Source organism: Bradyrhizobium sp. USDA 4449 (genome assembly GCF_054056275.1).
In genome coordinates this window covers 1,275,724-1,294,909 of record NZ_JBSRYD010000001.1, presented here as the reverse complement: position 1 = coordinate 1,294,909, position 19,186 = coordinate 1,275,724, and the positions used below count along the sequence as shown (strand labels likewise).

General features: G+C 63.6%; 23 protein-coding genes. 9 read left to right on the top strand and 14 right to left on the bottom strand.

Annotated features, from left to right (window positions below):
- Positions 1-26: 26 nt before the first annotated feature.
- From ACVIIW_RS06185 to ACVIIW_RS06165, 5 genes are read right to left on the bottom strand one after another with little or no spacing between them, the layout of a single operon-like run.
- Positions 27-794 carry an ABC transporter permease gene (locus ACVIIW_RS06185; RefSeq protein ID WP_456699932.1) on the bottom strand — a complete coding sequence of 256 codons (768 nt, stop codon included), beginning with the start codon at positions 792-794 and terminating at the stop codon, positions 27-29.
- Positions 791-1,555, bottom strand: a complete 765-nt coding sequence (locus ACVIIW_RS06180) for an ABC transporter permease (RefSeq protein WP_456699931.1) — start codon at positions 1,553-1,555, stop codon at positions 791-793. The genes ACVIIW_RS06185 and ACVIIW_RS06180 overlap by 4 nt, the downstream gene beginning before the upstream one ends.
- Entirely contained in the window at positions 1,552-2,358 is an 807-nt protein-coding gene (locus tag ACVIIW_RS06175) for an ABC transporter ATP-binding protein (protein WP_456699930.1), read from the bottom strand. Before ACVIIW_RS06175 ends, ACVIIW_RS06180 begins: the two co-directional genes overlap by 4 nt.
- Positions 2,355-3,059 (bottom strand): GntR family transcriptional regulator, encoded by a 705-nt coding sequence (locus tag ACVIIW_RS06170; protein ID WP_456699929.1) that lies wholly within the window; start codon positions 3,057-3,059, stop codon positions 2,355-2,357. Before ACVIIW_RS06170 ends, ACVIIW_RS06175 begins: the two co-directional genes overlap by 4 nt.
- Before the next feature lie 12 nt (positions 3,060-3,071).
- The gene (locus ACVIIW_RS06165) at positions 3,072-4,007 is read right to left on the bottom strand and encodes an ABC transporter substrate-binding protein (RefSeq protein WP_456699928.1); all 936 of its coding nucleotides are present in this window, start codon (positions 4,005-4,007) and stop codon (positions 3,072-3,074) included.
- 100 nt (positions 4,008-4,107) lie between these two features.
- Here ACVIIW_RS06165 and ACVIIW_RS06160 point away from each other — a divergent pair, with 100 nt between their 5' ends.
- Positions 4,108-5,097 (top strand): fumarylacetoacetate hydrolase family protein, encoded by a 990-nt coding sequence (locus ACVIIW_RS06160; protein WP_456699927.1) that lies wholly within the window; start codon positions 4,108-4,110, stop codon positions 5,095-5,097.
- A gap of 47 nt (positions 5,098-5,144) precedes the next feature.
- Complete coding sequence (locus ACVIIW_RS06155) at positions 5,145-5,921, top strand: cyclase family protein (protein WP_456699926.1); 777 nt, start codon at positions 5,145-5,147, stop codon at positions 5,919-5,921.
- Positions 5,922-6,015: 94 nt separating this feature from the next.
- Here ACVIIW_RS06155 and ACVIIW_RS06150 read toward each other — a convergent pair whose 3' ends face one another.
- Complete coding sequence (locus ACVIIW_RS06150; protein ID WP_456699925.1) at positions 6,016-7,209, bottom strand: MFS transporter; 1,194 nt, start codon at positions 7,207-7,209, stop codon at positions 6,016-6,018.
- 182 nt (positions 7,210-7,391) lie between these two features.
- On the opposite strand from ACVIIW_RS06150, the gene ACVIIW_RS06145 reads away from it, so the two are divergent.
- The 3 genes from ACVIIW_RS06145 to ACVIIW_RS06135 all read left to right on the top strand — a co-directional run bounded on the left by ACVIIW_RS06145 (position 7,392) and on the right by ACVIIW_RS06135 (position 10,343).
- Positions 7,392-8,195 (top strand): MBL fold metallo-hydrolase, encoded by an 804-nt coding sequence (locus tag ACVIIW_RS06145; protein ID WP_456699924.1) that lies wholly within the window; start codon positions 7,392-7,394, stop codon positions 8,193-8,195.
- A gap of 159 nt (positions 8,196-8,354) precedes the next feature.
- A complete protein-coding gene (locus ACVIIW_RS06140; protein ID WP_456699923.1) occupies positions 8,355-9,374 on the top strand; it encodes an alpha/beta fold hydrolase in 1,020 nt (339 codons plus the stop codon).
- A 15-nt stretch (positions 9,375-9,389) separates the two neighbouring features.
- Positions 9,390-10,343 carry a fatty acid desaturase gene (locus tag ACVIIW_RS06135; RefSeq protein WP_456699922.1) on the top strand — a complete coding sequence of 318 codons (954 nt, stop codon included), beginning with the start codon at positions 9,390-9,392 and terminating at the stop codon, positions 10,341-10,343.
- A 48-nt stretch (positions 10,344-10,391) separates the two neighbouring features.
- Here ACVIIW_RS06135 and ACVIIW_RS06130 read toward each other — a convergent pair whose 3' ends face one another.
- Both ACVIIW_RS06130 and ACVIIW_RS06125 read right to left on the bottom strand, forming a co-directional pair.
- Complete coding sequence (locus tag ACVIIW_RS06130; protein ID WP_456699921.1) at positions 10,392-10,625, bottom strand: hypothetical protein; 234 nt, start codon at positions 10,623-10,625, stop codon at positions 10,392-10,394.
- Positions 10,626-10,723: 98 nt separating this feature from the next.
- Positions 10,724-11,743 carry a helix-turn-helix transcriptional regulator gene (locus ACVIIW_RS06125; RefSeq protein ID WP_456699920.1) on the bottom strand — a complete coding sequence of 340 codons (1,020 nt, stop codon included), beginning with the start codon at positions 11,741-11,743 and terminating at the stop codon, positions 10,724-10,726.
- Between the two features lie 83 nt (positions 11,744-11,826).
- Between ACVIIW_RS06125 and ACVIIW_RS06120 the strand changes: the two genes are divergently transcribed.
- A complete protein-coding gene (locus ACVIIW_RS06120) occupies positions 11,827-12,471 on the top strand; it encodes a glutathione S-transferase family protein (RefSeq protein WP_456699919.1) in 645 nt (214 codons plus the stop codon).
- 17 nt (positions 12,472-12,488) lie between these two features.
- On the opposite strand, the gene ACVIIW_RS06115 is transcribed toward ACVIIW_RS06120, so the two are convergent.
- From ACVIIW_RS06115 to ACVIIW_RS06100, 4 genes are all read right to left on the bottom strand, one after another.
- Positions 12,489-13,274, bottom strand: a complete 786-nt coding sequence (locus ACVIIW_RS06115) for an enoyl-CoA hydratase/isomerase family protein (RefSeq protein WP_456699918.1) — start codon at positions 13,272-13,274, stop codon at positions 12,489-12,491.
- Positions 13,275-13,286: 12 nt separating this feature from the next.
- Positions 13,287-14,396: a cyclic nucleotide-gated ion channel gene (locus ACVIIW_RS06110; protein ID WP_456699917.1), complete on the bottom strand. Its 1,110-nt coding sequence runs from the start codon at positions 14,394-14,396 to the stop codon at positions 13,287-13,289.
- A gap of 167 nt (positions 14,397-14,563) precedes the next feature.
- Positions 14,564-14,782 (bottom strand): hypothetical protein, encoded by a 219-nt coding sequence (locus ACVIIW_RS06105; RefSeq protein ID WP_456699916.1) that lies wholly within the window; start codon positions 14,780-14,782, stop codon positions 14,564-14,566.
- A gap of 116 nt (positions 14,783-14,898) precedes the next feature.
- Positions 14,899-16,344, bottom strand: a complete 1,446-nt coding sequence (locus tag ACVIIW_RS06100; RefSeq protein WP_456699915.1) for a TAXI family TRAP transporter solute-binding subunit — start codon at positions 16,342-16,344, stop codon at positions 14,899-14,901.
- 405 nt (positions 16,345-16,749) lie between these two features.
- On the opposite strand from ACVIIW_RS06100, the gene ACVIIW_RS06095 reads away from it, so the two are divergent.
- Together ACVIIW_RS06095 and ACVIIW_RS06090 are read left to right on the top strand one after the other, a co-directional pair.
- Positions 16,750-17,097 carry a DUF3307 domain-containing protein gene (locus ACVIIW_RS06095; RefSeq protein ID WP_456705094.1) on the top strand — a complete coding sequence of 116 codons (348 nt, stop codon included), beginning with the start codon at positions 16,750-16,752 and terminating at the stop codon, positions 17,095-17,097.
- A 193-nt stretch (positions 17,098-17,290) separates the two neighbouring features.
- Positions 17,291-17,689, top strand: a complete 399-nt coding sequence (locus tag ACVIIW_RS06090; RefSeq protein WP_456699914.1) for a hypothetical protein — start codon at positions 17,291-17,293, stop codon at positions 17,687-17,689.
- A 54-nt stretch (positions 17,690-17,743) separates the two neighbouring features.
- On the opposite strand, the gene ACVIIW_RS06085 is transcribed toward ACVIIW_RS06090, so the two are convergent.
- Complete coding sequence (locus ACVIIW_RS06085; RefSeq protein ID WP_456699913.1) at positions 17,744-18,067, bottom strand: YkgJ family cysteine cluster protein; 324 nt, start codon at positions 18,065-18,067, stop codon at positions 17,744-17,746.
- Between the two features lie 5 nt (positions 18,068-18,072).
- The gene (locus ACVIIW_RS06080) at positions 18,073-18,771 is read right to left on the bottom strand and encodes a helix-turn-helix transcriptional regulator (RefSeq protein ID WP_456699912.1); all 699 of its coding nucleotides are present in this window, start codon (positions 18,769-18,771) and stop codon (positions 18,073-18,075) included.
- Positions 18,772-18,883: 112 nt separating this feature from the next.
- On the opposite strand from ACVIIW_RS06080, the gene ACVIIW_RS06075 reads away from it, so the two are divergent.
- Positions 18,884-19,159, top strand: coding sequence for a hypothetical protein (locus ACVIIW_RS06075; protein WP_456699911.1), 276 nt, complete (start codon positions 18,884-18,886; stop codon positions 19,157-19,159).
- The last annotated feature ends 27 nt before the right edge of the window (positions 19,160-19,186 follow it).

The window sequence follows — 19,186 nt, the reverse complement described above, 5'->3', positions numbered from 1 at the left end:
TGGGTGTCGTCCAAATCGCTGCCGCGCTACCGGGCGGCAGTTTGCCAGGCGAGCAGTCGCTGCTCGACGAGCGACATTGCAATCGACGTCAGATATCCGGTCGCACCGAGCAGGATGACGCCGGCGAAGAGGTCGGCGGACCGGAACGCACGTGCCGAGAGCAGAACCCACTGACCAAGGCCGTCGAGCCCGGCCAGGATCTCGCAGACCACCGAGAGGATCAGCGCGACCGTCAGGCTGAGCCGCATGCCGGCGAGGATATCAGGCAAAGCCGACGGCAGTGCGATCTTGCTGATCACGGCGGCGCGCGACATCTGCAGCGAGCGGGCGACCTCGTAGAGCCGCGGCTCGACTGCGGCAAAGCCATGAATGGTTGCGAGCATGATCGGCCAGATCGCGCCGAAGGCGATCACGAACAGTGCCATGCCTTGCGTCAGCCCGAGCATCGCGATCGCAACCGGGATGATCGCCGAGACCGGCAGGGGCCGCAAGAATTCCAGGGACGGCGCGACATAGGCGCGCATCACCTTCGACGATCCGATCAGCGCACCGAGCGCAATACCGGCGATCGAGGCGGCGAGCCACCCATAGGCCATGTGCTCGAGCGTCCCGATGAGCTTGCCGGCGAGATCTCCGCTCGAAAAGCCGCGCAGCAGCGCGGCCCAGGCCCTATCGGGACCGGGCAGGAACACCGGCGAGACCACGCGCAGATTGGCGATGAGTTGCCAGGCCGCGAAGACGCCGGCCGCGACGAGGACGCTTGCGACACGCCAGAGGATCTCCGCGCGGTTCATGCATTGTCTCCGGCAAGCGCGGCACGGCCGAATAGTCGGCGCTGGATCGCAATCAACAGGATGTTCAGCGCGTAGCCGATCACGCCGATCCACACGAGGTAGGCGAGCATCAGATCGGCGCGCAGCGCCTGCTGCGCCAGCATGATGCCGGCGCCGAGGCCGATCGGATTGATCGCAATCTCGACGGTGACGGCGACGATCAGGGCGATCCCAGCCGACAGGCGAAAGGCGATGAAGATCCGCGGTAGCGCCGCCGGGATCACGATCTTCGCGATTCGTTGCGTCGCGCTTAGCCGCAGGGCGCGCGATACTTCCATCAATCGCGGCTCGATGCTGCGCACCGCGCTGCGCGTCAGGATCAGCATCGGCCAGACGCAGGCGAACGCCACGATCACGATCTCCATCCGGTAGCCGAACCCCAGCGCGATCAACGCGATCGGCAGCAGCGCGATCGAGGGAATGGGACGGATTGCCTCGACCGTCACCTCCATCAGCCGGTCGATCGGGCGCGAGATGCCGAAGGCGATGCCGAGGGCAAGTCCGATTGCGCCACCGATCGCCAGCCCTGCAAAGGCGGCGAACAGTGTGTCGCGGGTCGCGATCGGAATCGAGAGATCGGCAAGCGCCGCCGCCAGTGCTGCGAGGATCGCGCTCGGCGGGGCCAGGCTGTCGCTTTGCAGATGGGTGAGGCGCGCCCAGAGCTCGAACGCCAGCATCAGCGCCAGCGGTAGCAGCAGGGGCCTGGTGCGATCGAGGCTCAATGTTCGGTCGCCTTGATGAAGTCGAACAACTGCCGGCGCAGCCGCAGGAATTCGGGGAGCTCGCGGGTGGCGAGCTGGTCGCGCGGGCGCGGCAGGTCGACATCGAGCTCGATCCCGATCCGGCCCGGATGCGGCAACAAGCCAATGACCCGGTCGCCGAGATAGATCGCCTCGTCGAGATCGTGAGTCACGAAAATGACGGTCGTCTGGCTCGCTTGCGTCAGCGACAGCACCTCGTCCTGAAGGCCCTGGCGCGTCATCGCATCCAGCGCGCCGAAGGGTTCGTCCATCAGCAGCGTCGTCGGCTCCTGCGCAAGGCAGCGCGCGATTTGCAGACGCTGCTGCATGCCGCCCGACATCTCGGTCGGATATTTGTCGGCATGGCCGGGCAAACCGACCTTGCGCAACAGCGCCTCGATGCGCACACCGCGCTCACGCGCCGGCACACGAGAAGCCTCCAGCGCCAGCGAGATGTTTCCGGACGAGGTCCGCCACGGCAACAGCGCCTTGCCATAATCCTGGAACACGATCGCGACCTCGCGGCGCGGCCCGGTGATCGACTCGTCGTCGAAAGTCACTGTACCGCTCGTGGGGCGATAGAGGCCCGCGGCGAGCCTCAGCGCCGTGGTCTTGCCGCAGCCGGAGGCGCCGACGATGCAGAGGAATTCGCCTGGCCGCACCTCCAGGTCGAGATTCTCGATGATGGTCTTGCCGCCAAGCTGCAGCGTCGCGGCGTTGAACGCAATCAGCGTTTTTTGACGTCGCGCGGCGCGCGCCTCGTCGAGCCTGGCAACGACGCTCATGATTGCTCCCTGCTATCAGGCGGATAGACGAAATTGATGGTCGAGTGCAGATGCGCCGTCAGCATTTTTTGCGCGGCGGCAACGTCGCGGGCGAGCACGTGGTCGGCGAGCATCTGGTGGCTCCGGATAAAGCCCTCGCCGCTGTCGATGACGCCCATCATCACGCGGCGGTAGCGATAGGCCTGGTCGTAGAGGTCGGAATGGGCGGCCAGCATGCGCTGTGAGCCGCAGGCGGCGAGCAGCGCGGTGTGAAAGCCTTTGTGCAGCCGGTCGAAATCGGCCGCGCCTTCGCGGAATTCATTGCCGGTGCGCTCGATATGCCGACGCATCTGATGCAGTGCACTGACGATGTTGGCTTCCCAGGCGACGTCGCCGCGGAGGATGGCGAGCCTGACGGCCTCGATCTCAACCGCTGTCCGCATACAGGTGATGTCGGCGAGATCCTCACGGCTGACCTCGGCGACACGGAAGCCGCGCTGGCCGATGCCGACGATCAGGCCGCGCGACATCAGCCGCGACAAGCCCTCGCGCAGGGGCGTGGCGCCGATGTCGTAGCGCTGCACGAGATCGACGATGCCGAGCCGCGATCCCGGCGCGAGATGTCCGGCCAGGATGTCCTGCTCGATGAGGTTTGCGGCGCGCTCGCTCAAGGTGCCGGCCTCAGTCGGCAGGCGTTCGAGAGTGCGCTCAGGAGCAGGCATCGTCGATATCCTTCAGTTCAGCACCAGTTTCGCGGTGTCGAGCTTCGATTGCAGCATCTTTTGCGAGGACATCACGTCGATCCACCAGGCGAGGTCTTCCGGCTTCAGGCTCGGCTCGGACCGGTTCGGCGGCGTCGCCTTGACGAGCTGAAGCGGCTGCTTGGTGAACTTGGCGATCGAGGCGGAGGCCTTCTCGCGATCGCTGTTGACGATGGCGGCGGCCTCCGCGACCGCTTCGCGGAATCTTTTCACCGTCGCCGTATTCTTCTCCGCCCAGTCGCGCGATGCGGCGTAGAAGATGATCGGATCGGTGCGGCCGAGCTCGGCGCCATAGCGCGCGCCAACCGAGCCGAGCCCCGCATCGGTCATGCGCGTGACGAACGGCTCGGCGGTGAGTACGGCATCCACACCGCCTGATTTGATGATGTCGGCCATGGTCGGGAAGGTGACTTCGACGAAATTGACGCTCTTGGGATCGACGCCTTTCTCGACCAGCCATTTCACGAACAACACGTGCAGGAAGGCATTCAGGCCGGGGGCGCCGACCTTCTTGCCGACGAAATCCTTCGGCGCCTTGATGGTGATGCCGTTGCGGACGAAGGCGGCGATCGCGGTGTTCGAAGTCGTGTTCATGACCGAGGCGCCGGCGATCGCGACGAGGTCGAGGCCGCCGTCGACGGCCTGGAGGAAGACGGTGGAGGTTGGGCCGCCGACCTGAATCGAATTCGACAGGATCGCCGCCGGGATGTTGGAGTTGATTGCGATCGGCGTCATCTCGACGTCCAGCCCGTGCTTTTTGAAGATGCCTTCGTCGACCGCGACCATGGCCGAGGCGCAGTCGGAGGTCGCGGTGCAGCCGATCTGGATCTTGGCCTGCGCCAGCGCTGGTGCCGTCAAGGCAATGGACATCCCAAGCACGAGACCCGCCCGCATCACCCTATTGTGCATTCGCCCCACCACGCGCTCTCCCCAAATCTGTATTTTTTTGGGTTGTGTATCGATATTTTATCTGATCATATATTCTTCACGATAGCAAGAAGGATCCGAGGTGAAGCTCGCAACATTCAGATCGGCCGGTCAGGAGAAGATCGGCGCCGTCCATGCCAATGACAGCCAGATGTTCGATCTCGCCGCCGCCGCCGCGCGAGACGGCGAGGCCAATCCGGCCTTCCGCTCAATGCTGGCGCTGATCGACGCCGGGCCCAGCGCGCTCGATCAGGCCCGGGCCCTGTTCGACAAGCGCGGCGAGGACGCGACGCTGTCAACGGCGGTCAGCGCCGTCGATATCCTCGCGCCGGTGCCGGAGCCCAGGCAGATGCGCGACGGCATGTCGTTCGCGCTGCACATCCTGCAAGCGCCGCGCGGGCAGCGGAAGCTCGCCGCGCGCGCCAAGGGTGACATGGCGGAGTTGGCGCGCATCGATGCCGAGCCACTCGGCGAGCTGCCCGAGGTCTATCGCAAGCAGCCGATCTTTTACATCACCAACCGTTTTAGCGTCCGCGGCACAAACACCACGGTGAAATGGCCGCGCTACAGCAAGGTCATGGACTACGAGCTCGAATTCGGGATCATCACAAAGAACAAGGGCGCCAACATCTCCGCCGCGAAAGCGAAGGATCACATCTTCGGCTACACGATCTTCAACGATTTCTCCGCGCGCGACGCACAGCGCATCGAGATGGAGGGGCGGCTCGGCCCGGCCAAGGGCAAGAGCTTCGATGGCGGCAACGTGATGGGCCCCTGGATCGTGACGCCAGACGAGATCGGCGATCCCTACAAGCTGAAGATGGAAGCGCGCGTCAACGGCGAGGCCCGCTCGAAAGGCGTCTCCGAGGGCATGCTGTTTTCCTTCGAGGAGATCATCGCCCACGTCACCCAGGACGAGACGCTGATGCCCGGCGAATTCATCGGCTCCGGCACGGTCGGCAATGGCTGCGGCCTCGAGCTTGGATGGTATCTCGAGCATGGCGATACGATCGAGCTCGAGGTCGAGAGGATCGGTATCTTGAAGAACCGCGTCGAGCGGCAGGAAGCCTGAACGGACGCCTGACGGCCGCCAACCAAAACAATCAACGAGGAAGCGTCATGACGACCAAGCTGATCGACATCTCCGTCCCTCTCCAGAACGACGTGCCGGCCGATCCGCCCGGCAATCATCCGACGATCCAGTATATCGATCATCAGCAGGGCCTGCCGCGCATGCTGCAGTTCTTCGACGGACTGAAAGCCCGGGATCTGCCGGACGGGCAGGGGTGGGCGGTGGAACAGGTCACCCTCTCGACACACAACGGCACGCATCTCGACGCGCCCTGGCATTTCCATCCGACCATGAATCGCGGCGAGCGGTCCTGGACCATCGACGAGGTGCCGCTGGAATGGTGCTTCCAGCCCGGCGTGAAACTCGACTTCCGGCACCTGCCGGACGGCTATGTCGCAACGGCCAAAGATGTCGAGGCCGAGCTCAAGCGCATCGGTCATGAGCTGAAGCCGCTGGAGATCGTCGTGGTCAACACCAGCGCCGGCGCCAAATATGGCCGGCAGGACTACGTCACCTCGGGCTGCGGCATGGGCTATGAGGCGACCATGTATCTGCTCGAGCGTGGTGTGCGTCTGACCGGCATCGACGGCTGGAGCTGGGACGCACCGTTCGTTCATACCGCGAAGAAATACGCCGAGACGAAGGACGCCAGCCTGATCTGGGAAGGCCACAAGGCCGGCCGCCACATCGGCTATTGCCATCTCGAGAAGCTGCACAATCTCGACCTGCTGCCGTCGACCGGCTTCAAGGTGTCATGCTTTCCCGTGAAGATCGAGCGCGCCTCGGCGGGTTGGACACGCGCTGTCGCGATCCTAGAGGACTAGCTTCTCCGGCCTTCGCGCGCGCCGGACAGATGTGGAATGGGCATCACCGGCAGATTGGTCCGCATCGCGGCGCGCGGAAGCAGAGCGATGCGCCTCAGTACTTCTTCACGTGCGCGCCGAACACCAGCCACAGCGCCATCGAGGCGAGACCGAAGCTGCCGAGTAACAGGAAGGTCGGGCCATAGCCGATCCACTGCGCGATCCAGCCGCCGAGTGCGGGGCTGAGGCTCGCGCCTACGCCTTGGACCGTGATGACAGCGCCTTGGCCGAGATTGATGCGGCCGGTGCCGTCGAGCGAGCGCGCGACCATCCCGGGCACCGCAACTGTTTGCAATCCGGTTCCGATGCCGTCGAGCACCTGCATCGGAACGACGCCCCACCACCCTGTCACGAAAAACGCCAGCACACCGCGGATCGGCAGAAACATGAAGGATACCAGGATCACCGGCCAATAATTGCGCTTTCCTGCGACCTGCATGGCAATGAGCGACGTCACGACCATGACGCCCTGTGCGATGACGACCGTGGTTGCAACGAAGCTCGGGCCGTTGGCCTGTCCCTGAGCCACCGCCGCAAGGCCATAGAGCGGAACGATCGCCGCATTGCCGAGATGAAAGATGGCGAGCGCGAGCGCCAGCACCAGCAGTGGCTTGTGCTTGAGGAGGACGGACATGGCATCCGGCGGGTTCTTGCTCTCGTCCTCCTTGCTGCCGCGGGCCTGGCGATCGTCGATGGATTTGGCAGGGATCATCAACACGCAGGCGATCGCGATGGCGCCGAACACCGCCGCCAGAACGAACACGGCGACGTAACCGAACTTGTAGCCGAGATATCCGGACAATGCCGCGCCAACCATGTTGCCTGCATGGTTGAAGGCCTGATTGCGCCCGTTCAGCGCGTTGAAGCCTTTTTGCTTGCCGATGCCGAGCGTGATGCCGGTGACCGCTGGAACGATTGCAGCACTCGCCAGCGACTGGGCCACTTGCGAGAAGGTCACGGCCCAGAAATTTTGCGAGACCAGGATGATCGTGGAAGCAAGGACGACGCAGATTCCGGGGATGATGACCCACAGCCGCTTGTTGCGACTGGAATCGATGAAGCCGCCGATCGGCGTCGTGACCAGCATGCCCGCGACATTGCCGATCGTCAGCGCCGTGCCGATCAACCCGGTCGCCCAACCGCGCTCTTGAAGGAATACGCCGACGAATGGTCCGATGCCGGACTGCATGTCGGCCATGAAGAAATTGACGGCGAACAAGGGCCAGATTCGGGAAGGGCGCGACATCATCGAGACTCTGAACGTGATGCTGCGGATCGCATGGGGTCTCGTGCAAGCGGAGATGGCTGACCAATCGCGCCCAAGGCGGACAGAAAAGTAACCTGCGCTAATCGCGTTGGTTCCTTCGGGCTTGCGATTGGAGGGCTGCGATGCCACCTCACAGGTATCGCGTTCTCCTCCGGATCACAGCCATGCCTCTCTGGACCTGCGAAACCTGCGGCGCGCAATTCCCGAACAGCGGGAAGCCGGCCGCATCCTGTCCGATCTGCGAAGACGAACGGCAGTATGTGAATTGGAAAGGGCAGACCTTTCTGACCCGCGAGACGCTCGCCGAGCGCCATCGCCTCGTCTGGCGCGACGATCTCGGCCTCACCGGTATCGCACTCGATCCGAGTTTTGCGATTGGCCAGCGCGCGTTGCTGATCCCCGATGGCAGGGGATGCGTGATGTGGGACTGTATTCCGCTGGCAACCTCGCAGGCGATCGCACACGTCAAATCGCTCGGCGGCCTGACGGCGATCGCCATCTCGCACCCTCATTACTATGGCGCGCTCGCCGACTGGAGCGAGGCCTTTGGCGGCGTGCCTGTCTATCTTCATGCCGATGACCGTCAATGGGTAACGCGTCCGCATCCCTCGATCGTGCACTGGACCGGCGATCAGCATCGCATCTCTGAAGATGTTCTGCTGCTCCGCACCGGCGGGCATTTTGCTGGCGCCACCGTGCTGCACCATGCGCGCGGTGCCGAGGGCAAAGGCGCGCTGCTCACTGGCGATATTGCGCAGGTGGCGATGGATCGCCGCTTCCTCAGCTTCATGTATTCCTATCCGAATTATATCCCGCTCGACGCCGCCGCGGTGCGGCGGATCGCGGCGGCTGTTGAGCCGCTCGCCTTCGACCGCATCTATGGTGCCTGGTGGGGCCGCAACATCGCCGCAGGCGCCAAAGCAGTCTTCGCGGCGTCGGTGGAGCGATACATTGCAGCCATCGCCTGAGCCGGGAAGGCGAGACTCCCCCATTGCCTTTTCCAAATAAGTGGACTAAAAGTACAGTTATTGAGCGCGACGCAACGATGCGTTTGCTGGTCCGGCATGATCGATGCATCGTCGTCGCGGCGGGGCGCACTCTGCGCCGCGTGAGCGGGAGTTGGACAAGTGACCGGGCATCGCGACTACGAGATCTTTGAGGCCGGCGACGTTGTGCTTCAGTCGGGCACGGTGTTCCCCGCGATGAAGCTCGCCTACAAGACTTACGGCACGCTGAATCAGGCGAAGGACAATGTCATCCTTTATCCGACCTCATTCAGCGCGCAACATTTTGATACCGAATGGTTGATCGGGCCCGATGGCGTGCTCGACCCCCTCAGCTATTTCGTCATCATCCCGAACCTGTTCGGCAACGGACTGTCGTCCTCGCCCTCGAACTGCGGCGCCAGGCCCTTTCCGCAACTCACCTATCACGACGCAATTGCGGCCCAGCATCGCCTGTTGACCGAGCACTTCGGCATTACGAAGCTCGCGCTGGTCTATGGTTGGTCGATGGGCGGCATGCAGACCTATCACTGGGCGGCGCTACATCCGGATATGGTTGAGCGCGCCGCGGTGGTCTGCGGCAGCGCGCGCTGCTCGCCTTACAACCATGTTTTTCTCGAAAGCGTGAAGGCTGCGCTATCGGGCGATCCCGGCTTCCGCGACGGCCGCTTTGTCGAGAAGCCGACAGCCGGCTATCGCGCCATGGGCCGCGTCTATGCCGGCTGGGCCATGTCTCACGGCTTTTACCGCGACGAACTGTGGCGCGAGGCGGGTTTTACGTCGCTCGAGGATTATCTCGTCCGAACTTGGGATTCGACCTTTGCCCGGCGCGACGGCAACGATCTGCTGGCGCAGGCCGGCATCTGGCAGCGCGGCGACATCAGCGCTTGTGCAGCGTTCGGCGGCCATCTCGATCGCGCACTGGCGGCGATCAAGGCGCACATGCTGCTGATGCCGGGCGCGACCGATCGCTATTTCGACGTCCGCGACAACGAGGACGAACTCGGCATGCTGATCAATGCGAAATCGGCCGTGCTGCATCCGATTCCGTCGCTGCACGGCCATCGCGCCGGCAACCCCGTCAGCAATCCGCGCGACCGGGCTTTCCTCAAAGCCGAGATCGCCGAGCTCCTCAACAAATAGTGCAGGTCCCCGCTCATGACTGACGCGACCATTTCAGAACCCGGCGACCGCGTGAAGCCGTTGACACCGGCGATGCTGCGCGAACTGTCCGTTCGCTCCGATCTTAGGGGTGCCCTGCGCAGCCTCTGCCACTACGCCGTGGTCGTGCTGGTCGGATCGTTGATCTGGACGGTGAGCTCAAGCTATGGGGTCCTTTGGGCCTCACCGCTGATGGTGATACAGGGCTATTTCATCGCCTTTCTGTTCATGGCGCTGCACGAGACTGCGCACAAGACCGCGTTCAGGAGCCGCGGCCTCAACCTCGCGGTAGGCTACCTCTCGGCCTTCATCATCGGGCAACCCTACGAATATTACTGCCTGTTCCACTGGGACCATCATCGCTACACCCAGGATCCCGAGAAGGACCCGGAGCTGATCGTCGGCGTGAAGCCCAAATCCGACACCCAGATCGCGCTTGCCTATAGCGGCCTGCTCCAGGTTGCGGGCCGCCTCCGGCTGATGCTCGGCCATGCCGTCACCGGCAAGGTCACGGTGCCCTGGATTCCCGAGAACAAGCGCGCCATTATCGTGACCGAGGCGCGCGTCTATGCCGCCCTCTATGTCCTGCTGCTCACGCTCTCGCTGTGGTTTTCCTCCGCGCTGCTGCTCAAGGTCTGGATCGTCCCGCTCATCATCGGGCAATTCTTCCTCAGGCCCTATCTCCTGGCCGAGCACACCGGCTGTGAGCGCAGTCGCGACGCCTTCCAGAATACCCGCACCACCTATACCGGCATGATCGTCAAGTGGATCGCGTGGAACATGCCCTACCATGTCGAGCATCACGCGTACCCGTCAATTCCGTTTCATGCGCTGCCAAAGCTGAACAGCATCGTCGACGGCGAGATCGTCTATCGCGGCCGCGGCTACATCAGAACGACGCGCGAGACCTGGGCGTGGTTTCGTCGGAATCGACAGAGCGCCCAAGACTGACCAAAACTCCGGCCGCGGCGCGACCGGAGCTTTGTCGAAGGCGCGATATCAGTAAACGGTGTACCCGCAGACATTCACGACGCGCACGCGTGCGCCGTGGCGGGTCTGGATCACGCGCTCCTGGTAGCAATTGTCGAAGCCGGTGTTGACGTAGATGCCGCCATAGCCCCAGCCGGGACCCCAGTAGTGGTGGAAGCCGTGCGCCGACGCGGCGGTGGGCGCGAGAGCGGCAGCGCCGAGCGAGCCGGCGGCGATCAGACCGAGTGCAAGCTTACGAAACATCTTCATTCTCCAGTGTGGCGCGAAGCCGTTGTTGTGTCCCTGCTTCTCGGTCGAGGCGAAGCGCGGTTACGTTCACAGGGAGGCAGGAGAATCGTGTTTCAGGATTGTTTCGCCGGCCGCGGCGGGATCCGCCGCGATCCGGCTTTACGCGCCGTGCGATAGCGCGCGGCCATCGCCTGCGTCATCTCGGCCATCTTCTCGCGGAGATCGGCGGGCTCCAACACTTCAGCTTCGGCCCCGAGCCGTAGCAACTCAGAGGCGGCATGCCATGACGTTTTCCCCGTCGGCACTCTTGCAATCCGCCAGCCGTCGGCATCGGCGGTCTCGTCGAGCTGCGTGCGCGCCCTCACGTAAGGCTGGGTCAGCGCATCGAGCAACTTCACGCCGAACGGCGACAGCCGCACGATCGCGACATTGGGATGCATCTCGGCTTCCAGCCGCAGCGTCGCGTCCTGCCAATAGGCGGCGAGATCGAAATCGCCGGGACGGTCGAAGCGGTCATCGAGGGCCGTGCAGTCGAGCACGCGCGCGACGCGATAGGTGCGCACGGTACCGTCGACTTGGCCCGCGAGATACCAGCTGCCTCCCTTCAGCACCAGACCGAGTGGGGCAACACGGCGCTGCTTCTCGGCACGCCAGCTCTGGTAGCGGATCTTTATGAGGGTCCCGCGCAGTGCTGCGCCGGCGATGGTGCGCAGATGTTTCGGTTCTTCCGTCTCGCCGAACCAGCCAGGAGCATCGAGATGGAAACGCTCTTGCATCCGCCCGGCATCTTCGCGCAAATTCGCGGGCAACGCCGCCATCAATTTGTTCTGCGCGGCGATCATTGCCGCATCCAGCCCCAGCGCCGCCGCCGGGCCGGGGAGCCCGGCTAGGAATAGCGCGCCGGCCTCGCTCTGCGACAAGCCGTTCAGGCGCACGCGATAGCCGTCGAGCAGGCGATAGCCGCCCTCAGCACCACGGTCGGCATAAACGGGGACGCCGGATGCGGCGAGCGCATCGATGTCACGATAGATCGTGCGAACCGAGACTTCGCAGGCATCCGCAAGCTCAGGCGCAGTGACCTGTCCCCTGGCCTGCAGAGTGGTGAGGATCGACAACATTCGGCTCGCGCGCATAACCTCTTAAACCATACCTGACACAGGATGTCAGGTATGCTCGGCTACAAGGCGAGCCATCGCCAGCCAGATGGAGCCTAGCCATGACCGATCCAAACCGCGTCACGTTGTATTACTCGCCCCAGAGCCGGGCCACCGGCACGCGGGTGCTGCTGGAAGAGCTTGGCGCGCCCTATGATCTCCATATCCTCAACATGAAGGCCGGCGAGCAGCGGCAGCCCGCCTACCTTGCCCTCAATCCGCTCGGCAAGGTGCCGGCCGTCAGGCACGGCGAGGCGCTCGTGACCGAGCAGGTCGCCATCTACATCTATCTCGCCGATTTGTTTCCGGAGGCGGGGCTTACGCCCGCCTTGAACGATCCGCTCCGCGGTCCTTATTTGCGCTGGACCGCCTATTACGGCTCCTCGTTCGAGCCAGCCCTGATCGACAAGTTCATGCAGCGCGAGCCCGCGCCGATCACGCAGTCACCCTACGCCGATTACGACACAATGCTGGGTGCGCTCGAGGCGCAGCTGTCGAAAGGACCATATCTGCTCGGCGAGCGCATGACCGCCGCCGATGTGCTGTGGGGCGTCGCGTTCAACTGGACCATGATGTTCGGCATCGTGCCGAAGAAGGATGTGTTCGTCCGCTATTCGGAGCGCATCACCTCCCGGCCGGCGTTCCAGCGCATCAATGCAGCGGACGACGAGATGGCGGCACAGCATGCCAAGGCTCTGGGTGGTTAAAGGCTATCGGTGGGTGATCAGAACCTCGGCAGCCGCTTCTCCGCGAACGCCCTGATGCCTTCCTTGATCTCGTCGCCGCGCATGCTGTCGCGGTGACGCTGGTCGGCGGCTTGTTCATCGAGCGCGCCACGGGCGAATTCGTTGATGGCGCGCTTCATGCCGCGCATCGCGTTCGGAGCATTGCCGGCGAGGAGGTTGGCGAGCTTGTCAACCTCCTCGTCGAGGGTTTCCACCGGCACCATCGCGGTGAGATAGCCGATCCGCAGCATCTCCGGAGCGGTGATCTTCTGCGCTGTCAGGAACAGCTTTTTGGCGTTATCCACGCCAAGCCGGGTCACGTAGCGTTTGATGCCGCTCCTGTAGTAATGCAGCCCGAGCCGGGCCGCCGGCATGAACATCTCGGCGGTGTCGACGCCGATGCGGAAATCGCAGGCGAGCGCGAGATCGGTCGAGCCACCATAGACCCCGCCGTTCAGCCGGCAGATCGTCGGCACGCCGAGATCCTCCAGGCGGTTGACGACGACCTCGAAGGCCGAGCCCGCGCTCTGCTGCTCGTTGGCGCTCACCGCGCGCTCGGCGACAGAATTCAGATCATAGCCTGCGGAGAACGCTCGTCCCGTGCCGGTCAGCACCAGCACCCGGATATCAGGATCGCTTTCCACCCGGTCGAACAGCTTGACCAGTTCACCGAGATCCTCCGCCTGGAGCCGGTTGAGATGTTTTGGCCGGCTCAGGCGGATGGTGGCGCGTGCACCGCTGATTTCGAGCACGGGGGGACTTGCCGCGTCGGCTATATCCGACATTCTTGCCTCCATTTACTTGTTTTCGAGCGCGCGGCGCTTGGCTTCGGCGTCGATGGTCTCGGCGAGATCAGGGTGCCGCGCCATCAGCACGCGGAAATCGACGAGGTCGAGCACCAAAAGCCGCGACACTTTCGTGGTCGAGACGTTGGCGCCGCGCATGTTGTTGCCGAGCAGCGCCATCTCGCCGAAGAAGGCGCCTTCGCCGAGCTGCACCTTCTTGCCGGGGAGATCGACCTCGACGGCGCCGGCCGCGATGAAATACATGCAGTCGCCCTGCGCACCCTTGCGGATGATCATGGTGCGCGCCGGCAGCTCCATTGTGCGCAGCATGTGGGTGACGTCGGCGATGGCCGCTGGACCCAGCGCCGCGAAGAATGGCACCTTGCTGACGGACTCCCAGGTCTTGAGGAAATTGTCACGCCGGGTTTCCGCTGCGAACCCGGTCGCCAGAATACCGGTCCACAGACCGAACACGCCGAGGCCCGAGATCATGACCAGGGCTGCCACCATGCGGCCGAGCGGCGTGACCGGCACGACGTCGCCATAGCCGGTCGTGGTCAGCGTGACGACCGCCCACCACAGGGCGGCTGGGACGCTGCCGAACGTTTGCGGCTGCACGTCCCGCTCCAGGAAATATTCGGCGACGGAGGCGAGGAAAACCACCATCAGGAAGATGACGAGCACGCTGATCAACGGCCCGGATTCAAGCACCAGCACGCGGCGGAGCTGGCGCAGGCCAGGAATGCCTGGCACCACTTTCAGCACCCAGAGCACGCTCAGCAGCCACGCGGTCTTGGGTTCGGCTCCGAGCATCAGCGCGACCGGCACGGCCAGCGCCCCCAGCGCGTCGACCACCCCCGCGGAGGAGGACATGTAGAGCCCCAGCCGCTGCTGCCGCGCCATGTGGCGCAGTCGGACGAGCCATTCGAACACGAAATAGATCAGACAGGCCCACAGCAGGACATCCACCCAGCGGTGCGTAGTGTCATAGGCCGGGTCGATCGTCAGCAACACCATGCTGAGCACGCCGACGGTCACGGCCACATAGGCCGCCTTGGTCATGTTGCGGCCGGCGGTCGCGGCCATGAATTGGGCCAGAGCGGAAAACATCGGCTTTGACATCCGGGACGGTGGCTCGGTCTGGTTCCTGCGGTCCCGGTTGGGACTTCGGTGCCAAGGTGCCCGCCCGCACCGGGGCCGTCAACGACGGGACGGGCAGCGGCGCCATCCGCTCAGATCAGGACGGTCAGGATGCTTCGGGGGAGCCAGCCGGCTACCTGGGGTGGTCGTTATTTGAAATGCGGAGGCTCATCATAGCCGCGACGGCTGCTCCAGAACAGCAGCATCATCAAGCCGACGCCGACGACCACGGAGAACCCCGCCCCCAGCGCCAGTGCCACATAGCCTTCGGTCGGGATCGGGTCGCCTGCAACCGACATGGCTGAATAGGCGAAGTAGCCGACCGCAACCAGCATTCCCAGCAGGATGATGAGAAGGAGGATACGCATCGTGCGTTCTCCGGTTGTGCCGGTAACCAACGGTTGCGCCAGCGAAACGGTTCCGGAGCGGGAAGCGATTCGCCCGAAATGCGAGAGCCCGCGGCCCAAAGCACGAAATCGATAGGTCAGGCACTCTGAGCTGTTTTCACCACCACGACGTTGGTGTCGTCATGCGGGGGAGGGAGCGCCCCGATGGCGACCTTCTCGATCTCGCTGGCATGACGTTTCAGGAAGTCGCGACGCATGCTGATTTCGTCCCGGACGAACTCGTAGCCCAGCTTGAAGGTGTCGAGCCCGTCTGTGCTGATCGTGCCGTCGCGCAAGCCGATGACCGCGCCGCGCAAGATGGTCTCGAGCTCGTCCTGCAGACATTCGAGCTGATCCAGCGAATGCGCATGCTCGATGCGTTCGCCGATGTCGAGAATGGCGGTGGAGAGCTCGCTCGCCTTCTCCGGCGCGATGCGGGTGATCTTGGCGTAGATGGCGGCGAAGATCGAGCCGATGACGCTGAGCGCGGCGGCGCCCAGATACATCATGTCGCTATACTTATCCATGAACGACTTGGTGTCGTCGTTGATGTAGTCGGCCGCCCCCTGATGCGCCATCACGTAGGCGTCCTTCTCGACGGAGGCGGGTTCGATGTGCGTCGCAAAGCCGTTGTCGAGCCCGAGCGCGGACTTGTTCTCGTAGACGATGCGCGCAATGTCGCCCGCGGTGGTCGCCGACATCCTGGATTGCGCGACGAGCAGCCATTCCAGTCCGATCGTGTCGAGATCGTCATCGGGAATTTCGGGCGATGCGGACAGCGTGCCTGCCGACAGCGTCTCATCGGAGATACCGGGGAACTTGAGCGCCAGTGCCTTGGCCTCGTCGATCGCATTCAGCGTGAAGCCGCCGTGCCTGGCGACCTGCTCGTAGGCCTTGTCGCGCACGGCCTTGGAGGCATGGACGATCGCAATCACCGCGCTGAAGCCGGTGGCCGGCGCGAACAACTTGTCCAGCGTCGCGCCCTGCGGCGCCATCTGGATCTTCGCCGCGTCGGGACCGTCGGGCATGTCGAGCAGGCTGCGGACGAATGCGAGCGAAGAATCGTTCTCGGCGAGAACCGCGACCCTCTTCTTTTTCAACTCGGCCAGCGATTTGATCTTCTTGTTGCCGGCACCCAGCAGCAGCACGAGATCGTGCTCCAGGATCGCCAGCGTGCGTGCTCGCAGCGGCACCTTGGCGTCGGTGCGGAGGACGGCAAGATCGGCCTGCCTGCGATCGAATTGCGCGAGCGCCTTGGCGTTATCGGTATTGTTGACGATCTTGATCCGGAAACGGGAGGCGTTGTTCTTCAGCAGCGTGGCAAGCTTGGTCGCGAACAGCGCCTCGTCGCTGTTGGGAGCACCGACGGCAAAGGTCAGCGTCTCCGAATTGTGCAAGAGGGAGCGGCCGGCCCAGACGGTCGCAAGCGACAGCAGCAGGGTCAGCACGACATACAGCAGGACCTGCTGCTGATTGGTCTTGATGACCTTGGGGCGGCGCGGCGGCGGGAGCTCGGTCGACGAGGTCGAGCCTTCAGTACCCATGGCAGCCCCCTGGCCTTATTCCTGAAACGGCGGGCGGCGCGCCCATCGCCGGCGGCCCGCGAAAAATTTGCAAGCGTCTGAAAAATAAGAACGACAATCCGCAGCTTGGAAATGATAGCGCGCCGGCGAGAGAATGCAAATTCCGCGCCGGAGGTAACCTTACTCGACCGATCCCACGCCGCTTGCCCATCCTATCACCCTTTAGCCACAGTTCTCGATTTTCCGGTTCCCCTAGCTGCATTCCGGCCCGGGAGGTGCCATAAATCATGGGTCCCGATGATTTGACGGGTCCAAGAAGAAGTTGCGCTGAACGCTCCATTTTTTCTTTTCGAGTCAACGAGGGCGTCAGCTTTGTCGTTTCCACCCCTGTCATCGGCGGTTCCGGTCGAAGCGCTTATTGGCTGGATGTTGCTGCTCACCTTCAAGCACATCATCGCCGATTTCGTCTTGCAGACGGCCTGGATGGCGCAAGGCAAGGACCAGAAGCACGGCTGGGCATTGCCGCTTCTGGTGCATTGCCTGATTCATCTTGCGGTTGCGTTGCCGCTGATCCTGATCGCAGCGCCGAGGTTCTGGTTCGTGGCGCTGATCGATTTCGTCATCCACATCACGATCGACCGGGCCAAGGGACTCGTCTCGGCCAATTTCGGCGTCAACCAGGAGCACCCCTGGTTCTGGACCCTGATCGGCGTCGACCAGGCGCTGCATCACCTGACCGGCTTCGGCCTCTCGATTTTCATGGCGGCGAACTGAGACTCAAGACTCATCCTGAGAGCCCGCCGAATGCCGGTATCTCGAAGGACGGCTGCAACCCCGTATTCAACCCGATAGGGCTCCCCTTCGATTCGCGGCAGAATGGCAAGGACCCCGGGTGACTACCGCCGAGGGTGGTTAACCTTTCATTAGAGAATTGCGCTGCATCTTCCCTTCACGAGGGAGAACTGCAATGTTTTCAAGCCGCGACGATTATGAAGGCGATTTCTGCCCGGTTCGCGACGAGCTCCTTGGCGAGATGTACCGCGCCAGCGAGAGTGGCCTGCCGAGGCTGATTGAGAGTGTTTCCCCTGACGCGCGCGCCAGGCTGGCGCTGTTTTGCTATCGCCGCAGCCATCTTCATTCGCTGGCGGTCGCGATCGCAGGAAGCTGCAGCGAGCGCGACCTGATCGAGAACGGCGGTCGTGTCGGCTCGACACTCTATGCGCTGTCGCGCGCGAGCACGGCCAAATCGTCACCGTCGCTGTCGGGAGGCCGCAAGCCGATCACGCTGTCGACCAAGCCGCTCTCGGTGCTCGCACCGCTGGACGACGAAATCGACGACGAGATCAGCCAAGCCGTTCCGGCCTAAGGCTCTATGGTTTGGGCATGATCCCGGCGGAAAACCGCTGCACAGTTTTCCTGGTCATACGCTCTCGATCACAGGCAGCCCGAACTTTCGCCGCGCCATCGCGCATTCGGCATCGCCCGGCATGCAGGTGCGGCACACTTCCGGCCGCACCGCGTAGATGCTGCACGCGGTGGCCTTTCCAATTTCGCCCTGCAAAGCCGAACAGCGATCGCCCTCGCAGCGCATCCCGGATTGACGCTCGTTGACGAGCGCCTCAGGGATCGCAGCGAGCTCCTCGTCGCTCTCGATCGAGAATCGTGGCCAGTTCTGCGAATAGCCGCAGCAGGCGCCGCAGCTCTGGCAACAGCTCGACAGATCGATGGTGGATGTCTCGTCCATCGCCGTCACGTGTCCTTTGGCGGGCCCCAGACCAGGCTCTGCCGCCATTTGGCGCGCAGCACGTCGCGCCTCTCGGGATATCTTTCGTCGAGATAGGTGGCGTCCACGACGCGGTCGGTGCGGAAGCTGCGGAAGTCGCTGCGCAGCTCGCACCATGCCGCAAGCAAACGTACGGCTTCGAGATAGCCGACCGAGATCGGCCAGATCGTGCGCTCGCTGGAGCGGCCCTGCTCGTCGCGATAGCGCAGCATGATCTTCTTGCCTTCGTGGATCTGGGTGCGCGTGCGCGCCATGTCCAGCCGGTCCGGCTCCCTGTTCCAGCTCGGCCGTGCGCGGCTCGCCGGCTCCAGCACGAAGGGCCGCAGCCGCTCGGGCACGGTGTCGGCGATTTTGGCCATCAGATCTTCGGCCGCACGCGCCAGCGTGGAATCGGCATGGCCGGCGACCCATTGCGCGCCCAGCACCGCCGCCTCGATCTCGTCAGGTGTCAGCATCAAGGGCGGCAGGTCAAAGCCCTTTTCCAGGATGTAGCCCATGCCGGCTTCGCCGCGGATCGGCACGCGCTGGCCCATCAGCGTTGCGATGTCGCGATAGATGGTGCGCTTCGACGTCTCGAGCTCGGCGGCAATCGCGTCCGCCGTCAGCGGCTTACGGGTGCGCCTCAGCACCTGGATGATCTGAAACAGCCGGTCGGCGCGTCTCATGACAATTCTCTCATCGGGGGCGGATCAGAAAATGCCGCGTGGCTGCTGACAGGATGTTGGCAGCAGGGGAGTTCTATACCGGGACAACACATCGACTGAAGAGGATTTGTCCATGATCATTCCAAGCCATTTCGGTCCGGCCGGTCCGCTGTGGCGGGCACAGGCTCCATTGCATGCGTTGCTGTACGCCCGGGCCTTCAGCCGGCTGATGTTTTTCGATGTCACAATCGTCGACCTCCGCATGGCGCTCGCGACCATGCTGGCACGCTCGCTAACCCAGGCTGCGGACTTGGTGGTCCGCCATGTCATGAGCCGCGCCTGGCAGGGGGCCCGTTTCGCAGAAGATATCACGGCTGCTGCCACCATGGTGGCAGCAGCGCGTCATTAGGTTCCGTCAACTCTTTCGCTCGTTCAG

Coding starts and splice junctions, on each gene's coding strand:
- ACVIIW_RS06090 (WP_456699914.1), top strand. CDS start 17,291: ATGTTTTCAAGCCGCGACGATTATGAAGGCGATTTCTGCCCGGTTCGC.
- ACVIIW_RS06080 (WP_456699912.1), bottom strand. CDS start 18,771: ATGAGACGCGCCGACCGGCTGTTTCAGATCATCCAGGTGCTGAGGCGC.
- ACVIIW_RS06110 (WP_456699917.1), bottom strand. CDS start 14,396: ATGTCAAAGCCGATGTTTTCCGCTCTGGCCCAATTCATGGCCGCGACC.
- ACVIIW_RS06135 (WP_456699922.1), top strand. CDS start 9,390: ATGACTGACGCGACCATTTCAGAACCCGGCGACCGCGTGAAGCCGTTG.
- ACVIIW_RS06155 (WP_456699926.1), top strand. CDS start 5,145: ATGACGACCAAGCTGATCGACATCTCCGTCCCTCTCCAGAACGACGTG.
- ACVIIW_RS06115 (WP_456699918.1), bottom strand. CDS start 13,274: ATGTCGGATATAGCCGACGCGGCAAGTCCCCCCGTGCTCGAAATCAGC.
- ACVIIW_RS06125 (WP_456699920.1), bottom strand. CDS start 11,743: ATGCGCGCGAGCCGAATGTTGTCGATCCTCACCACTCTGCAGGCCAGG.
- ACVIIW_RS06145 (WP_456699924.1), top strand. CDS start 7,392: ATGCCTCTCTGGACCTGCGAAACCTGCGGCGCGCAATTCCCGAACAGC.
- ACVIIW_RS06130 (WP_456699921.1), bottom strand. CDS start 10,625: ATGTTTCGTAAGCTTGCACTCGGTCTGATCGCCGCCGGCTCGCTCGGC.
- ACVIIW_RS06185 (WP_456699932.1), bottom strand. CDS start 794: ATGAACCGCGCGGAGATCCTCTGGCGTGTCGCAAGCGTCCTCGTCGCG.
- ACVIIW_RS06075 (WP_456699911.1), top strand. CDS start 18,884: ATGATCATTCCAAGCCATTTCGGTCCGGCCGGTCCGCTGTGGCGGGCA.
- ACVIIW_RS06170 (WP_456699929.1), bottom strand. CDS start 3,059: ATGCCTGCTCCTGAGCGCACTCTCGAACGCCTGCCGACTGAGGCCGGC.
- ACVIIW_RS06120 (WP_456699919.1), top strand. CDS start 11,827: ATGACCGATCCAAACCGCGTCACGTTGTATTACTCGCCCCAGAGCCGG.
- ACVIIW_RS06150 (WP_456699925.1), bottom strand. CDS start 7,209: ATGATGTCGCGCCCTTCCCGAATCTGGCCCTTGTTCGCCGTCAATTTC.
- ACVIIW_RS06165 (WP_456699928.1), bottom strand. CDS start 4,007: ATGCACAATAGGGTGATGCGGGCGGGTCTCGTGCTTGGGATGTCCATT.
- ACVIIW_RS06095 (WP_456705094.1), top strand. CDS start 16,750: ATGTTGCTGCTCACCTTCAAGCACATCATCGCCGATTTCGTCTTGCAG.
- ACVIIW_RS06085 (WP_456699913.1), bottom strand. CDS start 18,067: ATGGACGAGACATCCACCATCGATCTGTCGAGCTGTTGCCAGAGCTGC.
- ACVIIW_RS06175 (WP_456699930.1), bottom strand. CDS start 2,358: ATGAGCGTCGTTGCCAGGCTCGACGAGGCGCGCGCCGCGCGACGTCAA.
- ACVIIW_RS06100 (WP_456699915.1), bottom strand. CDS start 16,344: ATGGGTACTGAAGGCTCGACCTCGTCGACCGAGCTCCCGCCGCCGCGC.
- ACVIIW_RS06105 (WP_456699916.1), bottom strand. CDS start 14,782: ATGCGTATCCTCCTTCTCATCATCCTGCTGGGAATGCTGGTTGCGGTC.